The 16015-nt window shown below is 70.3% G+C and carries 12 protein-coding genes; 10 read left to right on the top strand and 2 right to left on the bottom strand.

What is annotated here, in order from left to right:
• The first annotated feature begins 58 nt into the window (after positions 1 to 58).
• Together ACIRPU_RS05460 and ACIRPU_RS05455 are read left to right on the top strand one after the other, a co-directional pair.
• A complete protein-coding gene (locus ACIRPU_RS05460; RefSeq protein ID WP_403862039.1) occupies positions 59 to 745 on the top strand; it encodes an esterase/lipase family protein in 687 nt (228 codons plus the stop codon).
• A gap of 148 nt (positions 746 to 893) precedes the next feature.
• Entirely contained in the window at positions 894 to 1568 is a 675-nt protein-coding gene (locus ACIRPU_RS05455) for a class I SAM-dependent methyltransferase (RefSeq protein WP_403862036.1), read from the top strand.
• Here ACIRPU_RS05455 and ACIRPU_RS05450 read toward each other — a convergent pair.
• Both ACIRPU_RS05450 and ACIRPU_RS05445 read right to left on the bottom strand, forming a co-directional pair.
• Entirely contained in the window at positions 1563 to 1937 is a 375-nt protein-coding gene (locus ACIRPU_RS05450) for a fic family toxin-antitoxin system, toxin component (RefSeq protein ID WP_267023653.1), read from the bottom strand. The two genes, ACIRPU_RS05455 and ACIRPU_RS05450, sit on opposite strands and share 6 nt — an antisense overlap.
• Positions 1938 to 1941: 4 nt before the next feature.
• Complete coding sequence (locus tag ACIRPU_RS05445; protein WP_355704592.1) at positions 1942 to 2184, bottom strand: toxin-antitoxin system HicB family antitoxin; 243 nt, start codon at positions 2182 to 2184, stop codon at positions 1942 to 1944.
• 148 nt (positions 2185 to 2332) lie between these two features.
• Here ACIRPU_RS05445 and ACIRPU_RS05440 point away from each other — a divergent pair, with 148 nt between their 5' ends.
• The 8 genes from ACIRPU_RS05440 (at position 2333) to ACIRPU_RS05405 (ending at position 15982) form a co-directional block, all read left to right on the top strand.
• Positions 2333 to 3217 carry an ABC transporter ATP-binding protein gene (locus ACIRPU_RS05440; RefSeq protein ID WP_403862031.1) on the top strand — a complete coding sequence of 295 codons (885 nt, stop codon included), beginning with the start codon at positions 2333 to 2335 and terminating at the stop codon, positions 3215 to 3217.
• A gap of 4 nt (positions 3218 to 3221) precedes the next feature.
• The gene (locus tag ACIRPU_RS05435) at positions 3222 to 5789 is read left to right on the top strand and encodes an ABC transporter permease (RefSeq protein WP_403862028.1); all 2568 of its coding nucleotides are present in this window, start codon (positions 3222 to 3224) and stop codon (positions 5787 to 5789) included.
• Between the two features lie 92 nt (positions 5790 to 5881).
• Complete coding sequence (locus ACIRPU_RS05430) at positions 5882 to 6754, top strand: TIGR03621 family F420-dependent LLM class oxidoreductase (RefSeq protein ID WP_403862025.1); 873 nt, start codon at positions 5882 to 5884, stop codon at positions 6752 to 6754.
• A 217-nt stretch (positions 6755 to 6971) separates the two neighbouring features.
• Entirely contained in the window at positions 6972 to 7397 is a 426-nt protein-coding gene (locus tag ACIRPU_RS05425; RefSeq protein ID WP_403862023.1) for a GNAT family N-acetyltransferase, read from the top strand.
• Positions 7398 to 7584: 187 nt separating this feature from the next.
• Positions 7585 to 8925 (top strand): hemolysin family protein, encoded by a 1341-nt coding sequence (locus ACIRPU_RS05420; protein WP_403862020.1) that lies wholly within the window; start codon positions 7585 to 7587, stop codon positions 8923 to 8925.
• Positions 8922 to 9953: a hemolysin family protein gene (locus ACIRPU_RS05415; RefSeq protein ID WP_403862017.1), complete on the top strand. Its 1032-nt coding sequence runs from the start codon at positions 8922 to 8924 to the stop codon at positions 9951 to 9953. The genes ACIRPU_RS05420 and ACIRPU_RS05415 overlap by 4 nt, the downstream gene beginning before the upstream one ends.
• Positions 9954 to 10031: 78 nt before the next feature.
• A complete protein-coding gene (locus tag ACIRPU_RS05410; protein WP_403862014.1) occupies positions 10032 to 10871 on the top strand; it encodes an SGNH/GDSL hydrolase family protein in 840 nt (279 codons plus the stop codon).
• 1088 nt (positions 10872 to 11959) lie between these two features.
• Complete coding sequence (locus ACIRPU_RS05405) at positions 11960 to 15982, top strand: amino acid adenylation domain-containing protein (RefSeq protein ID WP_403862011.1); 4023 nt, start codon at positions 11960 to 11962, stop codon at positions 15980 to 15982.
• The last annotated feature ends 33 nt before the right edge of the window (positions 15983 to 16015 follow it).

Below are 16015 nucleotides of genomic sequence, written 5' to 3'. Positions count from 1 at the left end.
GCGGCGCGCGTAGACCCGCCCGACACTCCTGACAACCCCACACGTTTCAGGAGGCATCATGCAGCGCCACAAGCGTCGCATCGCCGCGGCACTCTCGGCCGTGGTCTCTTCGCTCCTTCTGTCACTCTCGTTCTCCGCCCCCACAGCCCACGCCGCGACCCACAACCCCATCGTCTTCGTGCACGGCCTCAGCAGTTCCTCCACCAGCTGGGACGACTGGGTCGCGGACTTCAAGGCCGACGGCTACACGGCCGCCGAACTGGACGCCTGGACCTACAGCTGGTCCCAGTCGAACGTCACGACCGCCTCCCAACTGGCCACCGAGATCAAGAACGTGCTGGCGAGAACCGGCGCGTCCAAGGTCGACGTCGTCGTCCACTCCATGGGCGCGCTCAGCTCCCGCTACTACCTCAAGAACCTCGGCGGCACCGCGTACGTGGACGACTTCGTCTCCGTCGCGGGCACCAACCACGGGACGTCGGTGGCCTCGTGGTGCAGCTGGCTCTACACCTCCTGCGCCGAGATGGTCACCGGCAGCTCGTTCCTCACCTCGCTCAACTCCGGTGACGAGACGCCGGGCAGCGTGAACTACGCGACCTACTGGTCGAACTGCGACTCGGCCATCGACCCGGACTCCTCTGCGCTGCTGAGCGGGGCCACCAACGTCGGCGTCGGGTGCATCTCGCACACCGACATCAACAACGACGCCGGCGTGTACGCGCAGGTGCGCGACTTCATCCAGTGAGCCGTCCCATCCAGTGAGTCCCATCCGGTGAGCCGTTCCGGGCGGTGAGCCGTTCCGGGCGGTGAGCGGTGCGACAGCGACAGCACGGGTGCGGCGGGCCTGCACGGGGGACAATCCCGGTAGGCCCGCTCCTGCTCGGGAGGTCGCCATGCCCCTACGGTCCACCGGCTCCGGCAAGGCGCCAGGTGATCCCGTCCACCACCCGCTGTTCGCCCGCTGCTACGCCCGGCTCGGCACGGCTGCCGAGACCCGCGGTCTGGCCCCCCTACGTGATCAGCTGCTCACGGGACTCTCCGGCCGGATCATCGAGATCGGCGCGGGCAACGGACTGAACTTCGCGCACTACCCGGCCGCCGTCTCGGAGGTCGTCGCGATCGAGCCGGAGCGCCACCTGCGCACCCTGGCGCTGGAGGCGGCGCTGCGCGCGCGGGTGCCGGTGGATGTCGTGCCGGCCGTGGCGGAGGCGCTGCCCGTGAAGAGCGAGGCGTTCGACGGGGCGGTGGTCTCGCTGGTGCTGTGCAGTGTGCGGGACGTGCCCCGCGCGCTCGGGGAGCTGCGGCGGGTGCTGCGGCCCGGCGGCGAACTGAGGTTCTTCGAGCACGGTCCGGGCGGCGGTCCGGTGATGCGGTTCGCCCAGCGCGCGCTGGACCGGACGGTGTGGCCGACCCTGGTCGGCGGCTGTCACCTCACCCGGGACACGCTCGGCGCGCTGCGCGAGGCAGGGTTCGAGCCGGGCCCGTACCGCCGGCTGTGTGTGCCGGAGAAGGGCCCGAGACTCCCCTCCTCGTACTGCGTTCTCGGGAGGGCCCGTCGGCCCTCATAGGCTCCACTGGCGCAGTTCCCGCGCGATGTCGGACACCGACGCCTCCCCGGTCTTGACCAGGCGGGCCAGGTCACGGACCTGTTCGGGCGAGGTGGCGACCTTCAGGCCGCTGGCGACGAGATAGGCGTACGCGACGGCGCAGGCGAACAGGGCGTTGGAGCGCTCCAGCGCGGGGACGTGGATGAGGAGCTGGAGCAGCGCGGCGGCGCGGGCCGGCGCGTCGTCGTAGACGGGGACGTCGAATATCTCGGCCTGGTGGCGTGCCACGGCCGCCACCAGTGCCCCCCAGTCGGTGACCTGGGGGTCCCCCGGGGTCTTCTGTTCGGCGAGCATGAGAAGCCAGGCGAGGTCGATGCGGAGGTCGCTCAAGGGATCAGCGGCGACCTTCGCGCGTGCCGCCCTCGCGTTCCGCGCCGAACTCCTCCGCGAAGACGGCCTCGTACTGCTTCATGAAGTCGCTGGCGGCCTCGACGAACGTGTGGCCGACTTCGCCGGCGTCCTGTCTGACCAGCTCTTCTATATAGCGGTTGACGCTCATGCCGCGGGCCGTGGCGCGCTCACGGGCGGCGCGGGCCGTGCCCTCGTCGACGCGTACGTTCAGCTGGGTCTTCGCCATACTTCGACGCTAGCGCCGCGATGCTAGCAACGGCAAGGGCGGACGGGAGTCGAAAAGGGATACCGGGTGTGCGCCGGGTCACACTACGCTCGGCCGGGCACAGACATCATCATGCGGTCGGCACGTCCTTACGAGCGAGGAGGCAGCCTTGTCCACACCTGCTGCGGAGCACGCCCCCGGCCTGGCCCCGGCCGGCGGGATCGCGGCCCGCGCCCGCGGTCTGACCAAGGCGTACGGATCGGGCGAGACCACGGTGCTCGCCCTGGACTCGGTGGACGTGGACGTCGCGCGCGGCCGCTTCACCGCCGTCATGGGGCCGTCCGGCTCCGGGAAGTCGACCCTGATGCACTGCCTGGCGGGCCTCGACGACGTGTCGGCCGGTCAGGTGTGGATCGGCGAGACCGAGATCACGGGGCTGAAGGACCGGGAGCTGACCCGGCTGCGGCGGGACCGGATCGGGTTCATGTTCCAGTCGTTCAACCTGATCCCGACGCTGAACGCGGCCGAGAACATCACCCTGCCCATGGACATCGCGGGGCAGAAGCCCGACCAGAAGTGGCTGGACCAGGTGATCGACACGCTCGGCCTGCGGGACCGGCTCAAACACCGGCCGTCGCAGCTGTCCGGCGGCCAGCAGCAGCGCGTGGCCTGCGCCCGGGCGCTCGCCTCCCGCCCCGAGCTGATCTTCGCCGACGAACCGACCGGCAACCTGGACTCGCGCGCCGGGCTGGAGGTCCTCGCGTTCCTGCGGGAGGCCGTCGACCACCTGGGGCAGACCGTCGTCATGGTCACCCATGACCCGGGCGCCGCCGCCCACTCCGACGTGGTGCTCTTCCTCGCGGACGGGCGGATCGTGGACGAGATGGAGCGGCCGACGGCGGATGCGGTGCTGGAACGCATGAAGCGTTTCGACGTGCTCCGTGCCTCGTCCGACGGCGAGAGCGGCGGCACCGCCGGTATCCCGGCCACCGACGCCGACGCTACCGCCGACGCCGGCGCCACCGCCCACGGCACCGAAGCCAAGGAGAAGTGATCCGGTGCTGAAAGCCACCCTCAGGAGCTTCCTCGCGCACAAGGGGCGGCTGCTGCTGTCCGCACTCGCCGTCGTCCTTTCGGTGGCCTTCGTCGCGGGCAGCCTGATCTTCTCCGACACGGTGACGCGCACCTTCGACCGGCTCTTCGCCTCCACGTCGGCGGATGTGACGGTCGGGCCCAGCGACGACCTGAAGGCGTCCGTGCCGACCGGCGCGGTGCAGACCGTGCCCGCCTCGCTCGCCGGGGAGGTGGCCCGCGTCGACGGGGTCGCGTCGACCCACGCGGACGTGAGCGTGGAGAACATCACGGTCGTGGACGGCCAGAACAAGTCCGTGGGACCGACCACGGGCGCGCCCACCATCGCCACCGACTGGTACGTCACCGACCGCAGCCCGGTGAAGCTGACCTCCGGTCACGCCCCGCGGGGCGCGGGCGAGGCCATGCTCGACGCCGACACCGCCGACAAGAAGCACGTGGAGATCGGCGACACCCTCACCGTGATGGCCCAGCCGGGCTCGTTCAAGGTGAAGATCGTCGGCATCGCCACCTTCACCACCACCAACCCGGGCGCGGCCCTCGTCTTCCTCGACCCCGCGACCGCCGCCACCCAGCTCCTGGGATCGCCGGACAAGGCGACGAGCATCTCCGTCGACGCGGCGCAGGGGGTGAGCGACACGACGCTCGAACGGCGCGTCACCGCCGCGATCGGCGCCGGGCCGTACGAGGTGAAGACCGCCGACGAGCAGGCGGAGTCGTCGGCGGAGGCGCTGGGCGGGTTCCTCGACGTGATCAAGTACGTGATGCTCGGCTTCGCCGGGATCGCCGTCCTCGTCGGTGTGTTCCTGATCGTCAACACGTTCTCGATGCTGATCGCCCAGCGCACCCGTGAACTGGGTCTGCTGCGCGCCCTGGGGGCCGACCGCCGCCAGGTGCGCCGCTCGGTGCTCACCGAGGCGGTGCTGCTCGGTGTCGTGGGCTCCACGCTCGGCCTCGCCGCCGGCATCGGTCTGGCGGCCGGGCTGATCAAGCTCATGAGCGCGTTCGGCATGAACCTCAAGACCACGGAGATGGTCGTCGGCTGGGCGACCCCGGTGTCGGCGTACGTCGTCGGCGTCGGCGTCACCTTCGTGGCGGCCTACCTCCCGGCCCGGCGGGCCGCGACCGTGTCGCCGATGGCGGCCCTCGCGGACGCGGACATCGCCGGAGTGGGCCGGCCGCTGAAGGTGCGCGCGGTGGTGGGCGCGATCGTCGGCGCGCTGGGCGTGGCGGCGCTGGCCGGCTGTGTGAGCGCCTCGAAGACGGCGTCCGCGGCGTCCCTGCTGGGACTGGGCGTGGTCCTCACGCTCATCGCCACCGTCATCGCGGGGCCGCTCCTCGTCCGCCCGGTGATCCGCGTGCTCGGCGGCGCCTTCCCGGCGCTGTTCGGCTCGGTCGGCCGGATGAGCCAGCGCAACGCCCTGCGCAACCCGCGCCGTACGGGTGCGACGGCGGCCGCGCTGATGGTGGGCCTCGCCCTGGTGGGCGGGATGTCGGTGGCGAGCGCCTCGATGTCCAAGTCCTTCGACGAGCAGATCGACAAGACGCTGGGCGCCGACTTCGTCGTCCAGAACGCCAACTTCACGCCGTTCTCCGAAGAGGTCACGGACGCGGTGCGGGACACCGACGGCGTCGGCCTCGTCGTACGGCAGCGGTTCGCGCCGCTCGCCGTACGGCTGCCCGACGGCAAGCGCGTCGAGACGACCGCCACCGGCTACGACGACCAGGTCGACGACGTCGCGCACGTCACCTACGCCGAGGGCGACACGGCGGCCGCGCTGGCCGACGGGTCCATCGGCATGGACGTCGACTTCGCCAAGGAGCACGGGGTACGGCTGGGCAGCGTGCTGCCGGTGGAGTTCCCCGGCGACCGGACCACCTCGCTGAAGGTCGGCGCGCTCTCCGACCAGGACGCCGGCGACGGCTTCGGCATGCAGGGCGGGCTGTTCCTCGGGATCGCCACCGTCGAGAAGTACGTGCCCGGCGGCCAGGACTCGGCGCTGTACGTGAACGCGGCCTCCGGCACGAGCGGCGAGCAGCTGCGCCCGCGCCTGGAGAAGACCCTCGACGCGTATCCGCAGGTACAGGCGCGCGACCAGGCCGACTACAAGAAGCTGGTGCACGACCAGATCGCCGTGCTGCTGTACCTGGTGTACGCGCTGCTCGGGCTCGCGATCGTCATCGCGGTGCTCGGTGTGGTCAACACCCTGGCCCTGTCGGTGGTGGAGCGGACCCGGGAGATCGGGCTGCTGCGGGCCATCGGGCTGGGCCGTCGGCAGTTGCGCCGCATGATCCGGCTGGAGTCGGTCGTGATCGCGGTGTTCGGCGCGGTGCTGGGGCTGGCGCTCGGGCTGGTGTGGGGCGTGTGCATACAGCAGGTGCTGGAGTTGCAGGGCATGAAGGCCCTCGCCGTGCCGTGGGGCACGATCGTCGCGGTGGTGGTGGGCTCCGCGGTCGTCGGTGTCGTGGCGGCGCTGCTGCCCGCGTTGCGCGCCTCGCGGATGAACGTATTGGCCGCGATCGCGCACGAGTGACGCGAACGCGGCACGGACTCCAGTGACTTACAACTCAAGAGTGCTGAAATCGCGCTGCACACGCTCAAGTCGCCTTCCACTGAGGAGAGCTCATGCCGCGTCCGTTCCGTTTCGGCGTCAACATGATGACCGCCGCGCCCGCCGAGGAGTGGCGCGCGAAGTGCCGCCGGGCCGAGGAGCTCGGCTACGACGTGATCCTGGTCCCCGACCACCTCTGCATGGTCGCGCCGTTCCCGGCGCTGATCGCGGCCGCCGCGGCGACGGAGCGGCCGCGGGTGGGCACGTTCGTGCTCAACGCGGGGTTGTGGAACCCGACCATGCTGGCCCGCGAGGTGGCGACCACGTACGCCCTGACCGGCGGCCGTCTCGAACTGGGGCTCGGCACCGGCTATGTGCAGGAAGAGCACGAGGCGGCCGGGCTGCCGTACCGGTCGCCGGGCGAGCGCGTGGACCATCTGGAGCACATGGTGAAGGAGCTGAACCGGCTCCTCGACACGCTCGACCCCCGGCCGCCGGTACCGATGCTGATCGGTGGCAACGGCGACCGGATGCTGGCCCTGATCGCCGAGCACGCGCAGATCGCGGCCTTCACCGGGGGACGTTCGGTGCCGGGGAGCAAGGCGGGACAGATGGTGCCGATCTCCCCCGAGGAGCTCGACGAGCGGGTGGCCATGTACCGGCGGCTGGCGTCGGGCCGCGAGGAGCCGGCCGAGCTCAACCTGCTCATCCCGATGGTGACCGTCACCGACGACCGCGAGGCCGGGCTCCGGCCGCTCGTCGACCACTTGCCGGACCTGACCATGGAGCAGGCGCTGGAGCTGCCCATGACCCTGGTCGGCACCCTGGACCAGATCACGGCGCAGGTGCGGGCGCAGCGCGAGCGGTACGGGTTCTCGTATCTGACCGTCATGGAACCGGAGATGGAGGCGTTCGCGCCGGTGATCGCCGAGCTGCGGGGCGAGTAGCGGTCCGAGACCGCCCGCTCGCCGTCGGCCACCGCCCGCCCACGGGCAGCCCGCTCGCCACCCGCCGCTGCCGCCCGCGGGCAGCCCCGCAGACCGTACGCTCGCTGTCCGCTTCGCCGCCCACAGACCGGCCGTCTGCCGTCCGCGGACCGGCGGCGGCGGTCCGCATGCTGGAAATTCGCGGTCCGTCCGGTTTCCCGCGTGGTGGGATCGGGTCATGACTGATCTGCGGATACGGGCCGCCGGCCCCGAGGACCTGGACACCGTGCTGGTCTTCTGGAAGACCTCCGCCGAGGGCACGAGCATCAGCGACGACCGGAGCGGCGTGGAGCGGCTGGTCGCGCGCGATCCGGGGGCACTCATCCTGGCCGAGCGCGGCGGCGAGCTGGCCGGGACGGTGATCGCCGGGTTCGACGGATGGCGGTGCCATCTGTACCGGCTGGCGGTGCACCCGGAGCGCCGCCGCCAGGGCATCGGATCGGCGCTGCTGGCCGCCGCGGAGGAGCGGTTCGTACGGTTGGGCGGGCGCCGCGGGGACGCGATGGTGCTCACCCGCAACGAAACGGCGCATCATGCCTGGCGCGCGGCGGGGTACGCGCCCGAGGAGAAGTGGCGGCGCTGGGTGAAGCCGCTCAGCGACTGACCGGAGCCCCCGAAAGGGCTCTTTTGCCGATCCTTTACTATTGGGGGGCTGTGCGGATGACCCGCACGGTCCCCTGATGACTTCATGAAAGGTGTGAGCGTCCGCCCATGGGCGAGCCTCCCAGTACCCCCACGCGACATCGCGCGTCCCTCCCCGCCCTGGCCGATCATGGGACGGAGGTGACCCGATGACCGAAGTCCTCCTGCTCCTGGTGGCGATCCTGCTGTCGATCGCGTGCGGCGCCTTCGTCGCCGCCGAGTTCTCGCTGACCACGGTCGAGCGCAGCGAACTGGAACGGGCGGTGGAGCGCGGCGAGCGCGGCGCGCCCGGAGCGCTCAAGGCCGTACGGAACCTCACCTTCCAGCTCTCCGGCGCCCAGCTCGGCATCACCGTCACCAACCTGGTGGTCGGCATGCTCTCCGAGCCGTCGATCGCCAAGCTGATCGCCGGGCCGCTGGAGTCGCTCGGCCTGTCGAGCTCCGCGTCGAGTTCCGTCGCGCTGGTGCTCGGTACGGCCCTGTCGACCGTGTTCCTGATGGTCGTCGGCGAACTCGTGCCCAAGAACTGGGCGATCTCCTCCCCGCTGGCGGTCGCCAAGCGCGTGGGCAACGCGCAGCGCTGGTTCAGCGCCGCGTTCCGGCCCTTCATCACCCATCTCAACAACACCGCGAACCGCATCGTGCGCCGCTTCGGCGTGGAGCCCACCGAGGAGCTCGCCGCAGCGCGCGGCCCCCAGGAGCTGGCCGCCCTGGCCCGGCACTCAGCGAAGGCGGGTGCCCTGGAGGCGGACACCGCGGAGCTGTTCGTGCGCACACTGAACCTGGCCGATCTGACCGCGGAGAACGTGATGACCCCGCGCGTCCAGGTCATCGCCCTCGACACGGCGGCGACCTGCGAGGACGTGGCGAACGCGACCCGGGCGACGGGCCTGTCCCGGTTCCCGGTGTACCGCGGCAACCTCGACTCGGTGGTCGGCACCGCGCACATCAAGGACGTGCTGGCGATCCCGGCGGAGCGCCGCACGCGTGTGCCGGTCTCGGAGATCATGCGTGAGCCGCTCCTCGTGCCCGAGTCGCTGACCGTGGACCGGCTGCTGGACCGGCTGTCCGGCAAGCGGACGATGGCCGTGGTCATCGACGAGTACGGCGGCACGGCAGGCGTCGCGACCCTGGAGGACATCGTCGAGGAGGTCGTCGGCGAGGTCCGCGACGAGCACGACCCGCACGAGACGTCCGACCTGGCCGCCGCGGGCAAGGACGACGAGGGCCGCGCGCTCTACTCGGCCGACGGCGCCGTCCGCACCGACCAGCTCGCGCGCGTGGGCCTGCACGCCCCCGAGGGGCCGTACGAGACGCTCGCCGGCCTGCTCGCCGCCGAGCTGGGACGGATACCGGCCGTCGGCGACACCGTGGAGGTCGCGGGCTGGCGCATGGACGTGGTGGACGCCTCGGGCCGGCGGGCCGCTCGCGTGCTGCTGCACGCGCCGCTCGCCCCGTCCGAGGGCATTGAACAGGAGGCCGGGAAGTGACCGCCGTCCAGTTGCTGATCGCACTGGCGACCCTCGTCGTCAACGCGTTCTTCGTCGGCGCCGAGTTCGCGCTGATCTCCGTACGCCGTTCCCAGATCGAGCAGTACCTCGAGGGCGGCGCGCAGGGCGCCCAGGGCGACCGGCGCGCCAAGAGCGTGCTGTGGGGCCTCCAGCACGTGTCCGCGCTGATGGCGGCCGCGCAGCTCGGCATCACGCTGTGCACGCTGGTCCTCGGCGTGGTCGCCGAACCGGCCATCGCGCACCTGCTGGAACCGGTGTTCCACGCGGTGGGCGTGCCCGAGGGCGCGGGACACGCGGTGTCCTTCGTGATCGCGCTGGCGGTGGCGACCTATCTGCACATGCTGCTCGGCGAGATGGTGCCGAAGAACATCGCGCTCGCGGAGCCGGTGCGCAGCGCCCTGCTGCTGGGGCCGCCGCTGGTCACGCTGGCCCGGGCGCTGCGCCCGGTGATCTTCGCGATCAACGCCTTCGCGAACGCCCTGCTGAAGCTCATGCGGATCGAGACCAAGGACGAGGTCGCCGCGGCCTTCTCCGACGCCCAGCTCGCCCAGATCGTCAAGGACGCGAGCGAGGCGGGTCTCATCGACGACCGCGCCCTGGAGCGGCTGCACGACGCCCTGGAGCTGGGCCGGCGCCCGGTGCGGGATGTCGTCCTGCCGCTGGAAAGGGTCGTCTACGCGCGCGTGGGCGTCACTCCGGAGGAGCTGGAGCGGCTGGCGGCGGAGTCCGGGTTCTCCCGGTTCCCCGTGGTGGACGAGGGACGCCGGATCGTCGGCTACCTGCATGTGAAGGACGCCCTGGACGCCTCGCCGCGGGACACTGCGTTCCGACTCGGCGACATGCGGCCCATCGCGCGCGTGCGGGAGGCGACGCCCCTGGACGACGTCCTCACCGCGATGCGGGGCAGCCGTACGCATCTGGCGGCCGTGCTCGGTTCCGACGGACGCCTGTCCGGTCTGGTGACCATGGAGGACGTGTTGCGGGAGCTGTTCGGGCAGCGGGCGTGAGGGCGCGGCGGGACGGAGGCGACCGACCGCAGGCGACCGACCGGCGGGTATGAGACTCGGGCTACCATCGATGTCGCCATGCAGACGAATCCCACACACACCAGCCTGGTCGCGATCGGCGACTCCTTCACCGAGGGCATGTCGGACCTGCTGCCCGACGGCTCCTACCGGGGCTGGGCGGACCTCCTCGCCGCGCGGATGGCCGCCCGCGCCCCCGGCTTCCGGTACGCCAACCTGGCGGTGCGCGGCAAGCTGATCGGGCAGATCGTCGAGGAGCAGGTGCCGGTGGCCGCCGCGATGGGCGCCGACGTGATCACCCTGGTCGGCGGCCTCAACGACACCCTGCGCCCCAAGTGCGACATGGTCCATGTGAAGGACCTGCTGACGGAGGCCGTGGAGCGGCTCACCCCTGCCTGCAAGGAGCTGGTGCTGATGCGCAGCCCGGGTCGGCAGGGGCCGGTCCTGGAGCGGTTCAGGCCGCGCATGGAAGAGCTGTTCGTGCACGTCGAGGAGCTGGCGCGGCGGCACGGCGCGCTCGTCGTCGACCTGTACGGCGCTGCGTCCCTGAGCGACCCGCGCCTGTGGGACGTCGACCGGCTGCATCTGTCGGCGGAGGGCCACCGCCGGGTCGCGGAGGCGGTCTGGCAGAGCCTCGGGCACGACCCCGAGGACACCGAGTGGCACACGCCCATGCCGGCGACTCTGCCTCCGGGCTGGGCCGCCCGGCGCGTCGCGGACGCGCGGTTCGCCCGGCAGCACCTGCTCCCCTGGATAGGCCGCCGCCTGACCGGCCGCTCCTCCGGGGACGGCCGATCAGGCGCCCACTTCAGCGCCGAGCTGGGCAAAGCCTTCTGGGTCACCCCTGTGGACCACACGAACCCCGGCCCTGTGACGGACTGGCGACAGGTGGGGCACTGACCCGGAGCCTCGCCCGGATGCGATGCACCGATGGAACGCGGAGCCTCACCCGCACGACTTCCGCCGCCCCCCGTTCACATCGCAGCACGCCCAAGGCCGGCACAGCCGCCACGTCCGGGGCGGCAGCCGACGCGGGTGGCTCGGCAGCGAGGTCCCACGAAGCGACGATCCGTGAATCCGCTCGGCGCAATGCGGAGCCCGGCTCGCGGGGGCTGCCCCGAGAGGCCCGCTGGACGTCGGCATCGACCTGGCCGGTTCGCGGAGTTCGGACGCCGCGTCGCCGGGAGGGCTTGGAGCGCTGAAGCGGTACCAACTGCTCCGGTGGCGCCCTGCGTTGCAAGTCCGTGAACGCTTCTTTAAGGCCCCGACCTCATGGGCCGACCGCGACGCGGAACCGGCTGCACAAGGCATTCGCTCCAGCAGACGGCCAGAAAGTGTTCCTGCGAGGGATGGTCGGCCGACTCGCATCGGCTGTCGTGAACCAAGCCCCTGCCACACCAGCCGAATGAGAGCCCTCCGCGTCGCGTCGACGGCGAATAACCGGAGCAACCTCCCTCTCTTTGCAGCCCGCAACGCTTCGGCCATCCAGGCCTGGCCGAGAGTGCAGCGGTGGTAATCGACCCAAAAGGGATGAGCAAGTTCGTTTCTCGATCTCGCGTCGGCCATGTGCGTCGTGTACCTTCCGATTGCTTGCGGAGATGACTGACTTGTTTTGGCCTGCGCAGCGCCCTCCGGGGGGAAGGCGCACGATCGTGGCGGGCATAAGGATTCGTTGGGGGAGGCGTAAAAGGCATGTCTGCACGACCACGATCCCTTGAGCTGACGCAGCGCCCCTATGGGCGATGTATGGAGAGGCGCTGAGCGCCGTCCTGGCACCGTTTGGTCCCGGCAGGGTTTTCCTGCGACCGATCGTGTGAACGTCACGTGATTTCGACTGTTTCCATCCAAGGCGAAGCCCATCGGCGATCGCGGTTCTCGCATGCCTGATTTCGCGAGCGTGTTACGCGCGTCGACTCAAAATTGACGAATTCTAGGTTCGAAGGATGATGGCGAAACTAACGGGGTCCGAGGAATTTTCCCTGTCAGACATGCTGGGCGCGGCCACCGCCGCCCAGCCCGACCGGACAGCCGTCTCCTGTGGCACGGAGCGGCTGACCTTTCGGCAACTCAGTGAGCGCAGCGGAAACATGGCCGGCCACCTGCGGCGGCTCGGTGCGGTGAACGAGCCCGTCGGCATCTTCATGGAGCCGTCCGTCGACCTGATGACGAGTGTCTGGGCCGTCCTGCACGCAGGCGCCGCCTATCTGCCGCTGTCGCCGGAGTACCCGGATGAACGCGTCCGCTACATGATCGCGGACTCGGGGACCAAGGTCATCCTGGTCGACGAGGCCTTGGCGTCCCGACTCGCCGCGATCACGCCACCGGGAACGAAGATCGTCACCGTCGCGCAGACCCAGGCCACTCGGGAAGCCGAGCCGGACACCGGTTCCGCCGCTCCGTCCACGCCCGGGCCCGCACCCGCACAGGGCCGCAGCCTCGCGTACGTGATCTACACCTCGGGGAGCACGGGCAAGCCGAAGGGCATCGGCATCGAACACCACAGCATCGTCGGCCAGATGCGCTGGCTGGCCGACGAGCAGGGTCTGGACGAACGCAGGACGGTGCTGCAGAAGACGCCCCTGAGTTTCGACGCTGCCCAGTGGGAGATCCTGGCACCGGCCTGCGGCAGCAGCGTGGTGATGAGCGGACCCGGCCTCTACGCGGACCCCGGTGGGCTCATCGACCTGATCGTGGCGCACGGGGTGACCACCTTTCAGGGGGTACCGACGCTGCTGCAGGCGCTCGTCGACACCGGGCGGCTGTCCGACTGCACCTCGCTCACCCATGTCTTCAGCGGCGGTGAGTCGCTCACCCGGAACCTGGCGGTCGAACTGCTCGACGCGTTGCCGGACTTGGCTCTCGTCAACCTGTACGGCCCGAGCGAGTGCACGATCAACGCGTCGGCCCACACCGTGGACCGCGACACCGTTCGGCACGGTCCCGACCACATCTCCATCGGCCGACCGGTCCGGGGCGTGAGCTTCCACATCCTCGACGCCGCCCGCCGGCCTGTGGCACCCGGTGAGTCGGGTGAACTCCACATCGCCGGACGCCAACTCGCCCGCGGGTACCTGAACAACCCCGAGTTGACCGCGGAACGCTTCATCGCCAACCCGTTCTCCACCGATCCCGAATCCGCCCGCCTGTACCGCACCGGCGACCTGGCCATGTGGAACGACGACGGCACGGTGCGGTTCCTCGGCCGTACCGACAGCCAGGTGAAGCTGCGCGGCTTCCGGGTCGAGCTGGACGAGATCAAGGTGTCCATCGAAAAGCACGACTGGGTCAAACGCGCCGCCGTCCTCGTGCGCGACAACTCCAGGATCGGCGCCAATCTCATCGCCTTCATAGAGCTCGACCCCCAGCGGGCCGCGTTGATGGACCAGGGCAACCACGGCACCCATCATCAGTCGAAGCGGAGCAGGCTTCAGCTCAAGGCTCAGCTGGCGAATCCGGGTGTTCGTCAGGAGAGCGGAGCGGCGGTCGTCGACTTGCCCGGACGCTCGGCGACGGCCCGGCAGCGGCGCACGGTGTTCGCCCGCAAGACGTACCGCTTCTACGAAGGCGGAGAGGTCGGACGGGCCGACGTCATGCGCCTGCTGGCCCGCCCGACGGGACAACCGGCCCCGCCCCGGGACCCGGACACCCTGACGCTGTCCGAACTCGGCGCTCTGCTGCGCTATTTCGGACAGTTCCCCAGCGGCGACCGGCTGCTCCCCAAGTACGGGTACGCCTCACCCGGCTCGTTGTACGCCACCCAGCTGTACCTGGAGCTGTCCGGTGTCGCGGGCCTCGAACCGGGCTACTACTACCACCACCCGATCGACCACCGGCTCGTGCTGATCAGCCCCGCTCCAGTCGGCACACCCAGGTTGCGCGTCCACTTCATCGGGCGTCGGTCGGCCATCGAGCCCGTCTACCGCAACAACATCCAGGAAGTTCTCCACTTCGAAGCCGGCCACATGGTCGGCCTGTTCGACCAGGTCCTCCCCGAGCACGGGCTGCGCATCAACGTCCGCCCGGGAGCGCCCGAGGTCAAGGATCTCCTGCGCTGCCCGGAGGAGGACCACTACCTGGGCACGTACGAGGCGGAGACGGCCGCCGCCCCGGCCGTCGACAGCCCGGTCGACGTGTACGTGCAGGCCCATCCCGACCGGATCGCCGATCTGGACCGCGGCCAGTACCGGTACGACGGCGCCGAACTGGTGCGCGTGTCCGACCACCTGATCCGCAAGCAGGACGTCATCGCCATCAACCAGGAGGTCTACGACCGTGCGAGTTTCGGGATCAGCCTGATCGGCCACGCGTCCGAACCCTGGCAGCGTTACGTCGACCTCGGCCGGGAACTGCAGCGCCTCCAGATGAACGACCTCGACCTGGGGCTGATGTCCTCCGGCTACAGCTCGGAGACCGGCAACCCCCTGCCGTCCGCCCGGCGCATCGCGAACCTCGTCGGCCTCGGCCCGGACGCCGCGTCCTACTTCGCCGTCGGCGGCCGTATCAGTGCCGAGCAGCGGCTCAGCGAGGGCATGAAGGAGGACTCCGTCCACATGCGAGGGCCGGCCGAGATCGTCAAGGACGACCTGGCCGAGTCCCTGCCTCCGTACATGGTGCCCAACCGGGTCACCGTGCTGGACTCCTTCCCGCTCACGCCGAACGGCAAGATCGACCACCAGGCCCTGCGCGAGTTGGACAAGGCCGCCGTGGAGGACGACGAGGCGCCGGTCGTCCCCCCGCGTACGCCCACCGAGGAGGCCGTCGCCGCGCTGTGGCGCAAGGTGCTCCGACAGGACCGGGTCTCGATCCGGGACGACTTCTTCGCCGCCGGGGGCCACTCGCTGACCGCGGTCAACCTGGTCGGCCGGATCAACCGGGAGCTCGGCAGTTCCCTGCCGCTCCAGGTGCTGTTCGACGCGCCGACCATCGCCGAACTGGCCCGACGCGTCGACCGTGAGCCCGCGACCGCGCTGCCCAGACTCGTGCGGCTGCGAGCCGGGGACGGCGGCCGGCCGATCTTCTGCTGGCCCGGGCTGGGCGGCTATCCGATGAGCCTGCGGCTGCTGGCCGGCAGGCTGGAGCTGGACCGGCCGTTCCTCGGTGTCCAGGCCTACGGTGTCAACGCGGGCGAGATCGCCTACCCGACGTTCGACGAGATGGTCGTCAAGGACATCGAACTCATCCGGGAGGTCCAGCCGGTCGGCCCGTACACCCTGTGGGGCTACTCCTTCGGGGCCCGGGTCGCGTTCGAGACGGCCCGTCGGCTGGAACGCGTCGGCGAGCGGGTCGACGAGGTGATCCTGATCGCACCGGGCAAGCCACCCGTGGAATCCCGCGCCGAGACGCCCGCCGAGGCGGCGGTCAGCTTCACCGACAGCACCTTCGTCGCGATTCTCTATTCGGTGTTCGCCGGAAACCTCGAGCGGTCGGCGGTCGACGCCTGCCTGGCCGCAACCCACGACCAGGACTCCTTCATCGCATTCGTCTGCGGCAGGTTCGAGCACCTGGAGCGGGAACTGGTGCGCAGGATCGTCGACGTGGTGCGGCAGACCTTTCTCTTCGAGTACGCCCCGCACGAACTGGCCGAGCGCGGCATCGCGGCACCGATCACGGTATTCCGGGCCGACGGCGACCAGGACTCGTTCATCGACTCCGGTCACACCCTGTCGAGTACGCCCCCCAGGGTCAGCCGACTCAGGGCCGACCACTACGAACTGCTGCGCACGAACGGAATAGCCGAACTCGTCACCGCCATTCAGGCCGCACGACTCCCCAGAAAGGCCATCGGAGTGCCTCACGTCAGCATCAAGCATTTCCCGAACAACCTCGAAGCCGACCAGATCTCCGCCCTCGTCGACGCGATCACCAATGCGGTCCGGACCGCGTTCTCGGTCGACGAAGGCGCCGTGTCGATCGCCCTCGAATCGGTGGCCCAGGACGTCTGGACCGAGCGGGTGTACATACCGGAGATCGTCGAAGGCACCGGCCACCTGGTCAAATCCCCGAACTACTGAGGCCGGCCATCGAATTCGACGGCGCCACCGGAA

The sequence above is a fragment of the Streptomyces sp. NPDC102259 genome (assembly GCF_044766465.1).
Classification (GTDB): Bacteria; Actinomycetota; Actinomycetes; order Streptomycetales; family Streptomycetaceae; genus Streptomyces.
This window is presented reverse-complemented; position numbering and strand designations above follow the sequence as displayed.

Bases quoted from the DNA above. Each gene is read 5' to 3' on its own strand.
- ACIRPU_RS05460 (WP_403862039.1), top strand. From the start codon at position 59: ATGCAGCGCCACAAGCGTCGCATCGCCGCGGCACTCTCGGCCGTGGTC.
- ACIRPU_RS05455 (WP_403862036.1), top strand. From the start codon at position 894: ATGCCCCTACGGTCCACCGGCTCCGGCAAGGCGCCAGGTGATCCCGTC.
- ACIRPU_RS05445 (WP_355704592.1), bottom strand. From the start codon at position 2,184: ATGGCGAAGACCCAGCTGAACGTACGCGTCGACGAGGGCACGGCCCGC.
- ACIRPU_RS05430 (WP_403862025.1), top strand. From the start codon at position 5,882: ATGCCGCGTCCGTTCCGTTTCGGCGTCAACATGATGACCGCCGCGCCC.
- ACIRPU_RS05425 (WP_403862023.1), top strand. From the start codon at position 6,972: ATGACTGATCTGCGGATACGGGCCGCCGGCCCCGAGGACCTGGACACC.
- ACIRPU_RS05420 (WP_403862020.1), top strand. From the start codon at position 7,585: ATGACCGAAGTCCTCCTGCTCCTGGTGGCGATCCTGCTGTCGATCGCG.
- ACIRPU_RS05410 (WP_403862014.1), top strand. From the start codon at position 10,032: ATGCAGACGAATCCCACACACACCAGCCTGGTCGCGATCGGCGACTCC.
- ACIRPU_RS05405 (WP_403862011.1), top strand. From the start codon at position 11,960: ATGCTGGGCGCGGCCACCGCCGCCCAGCCCGACCGGACAGCCGTCTCC.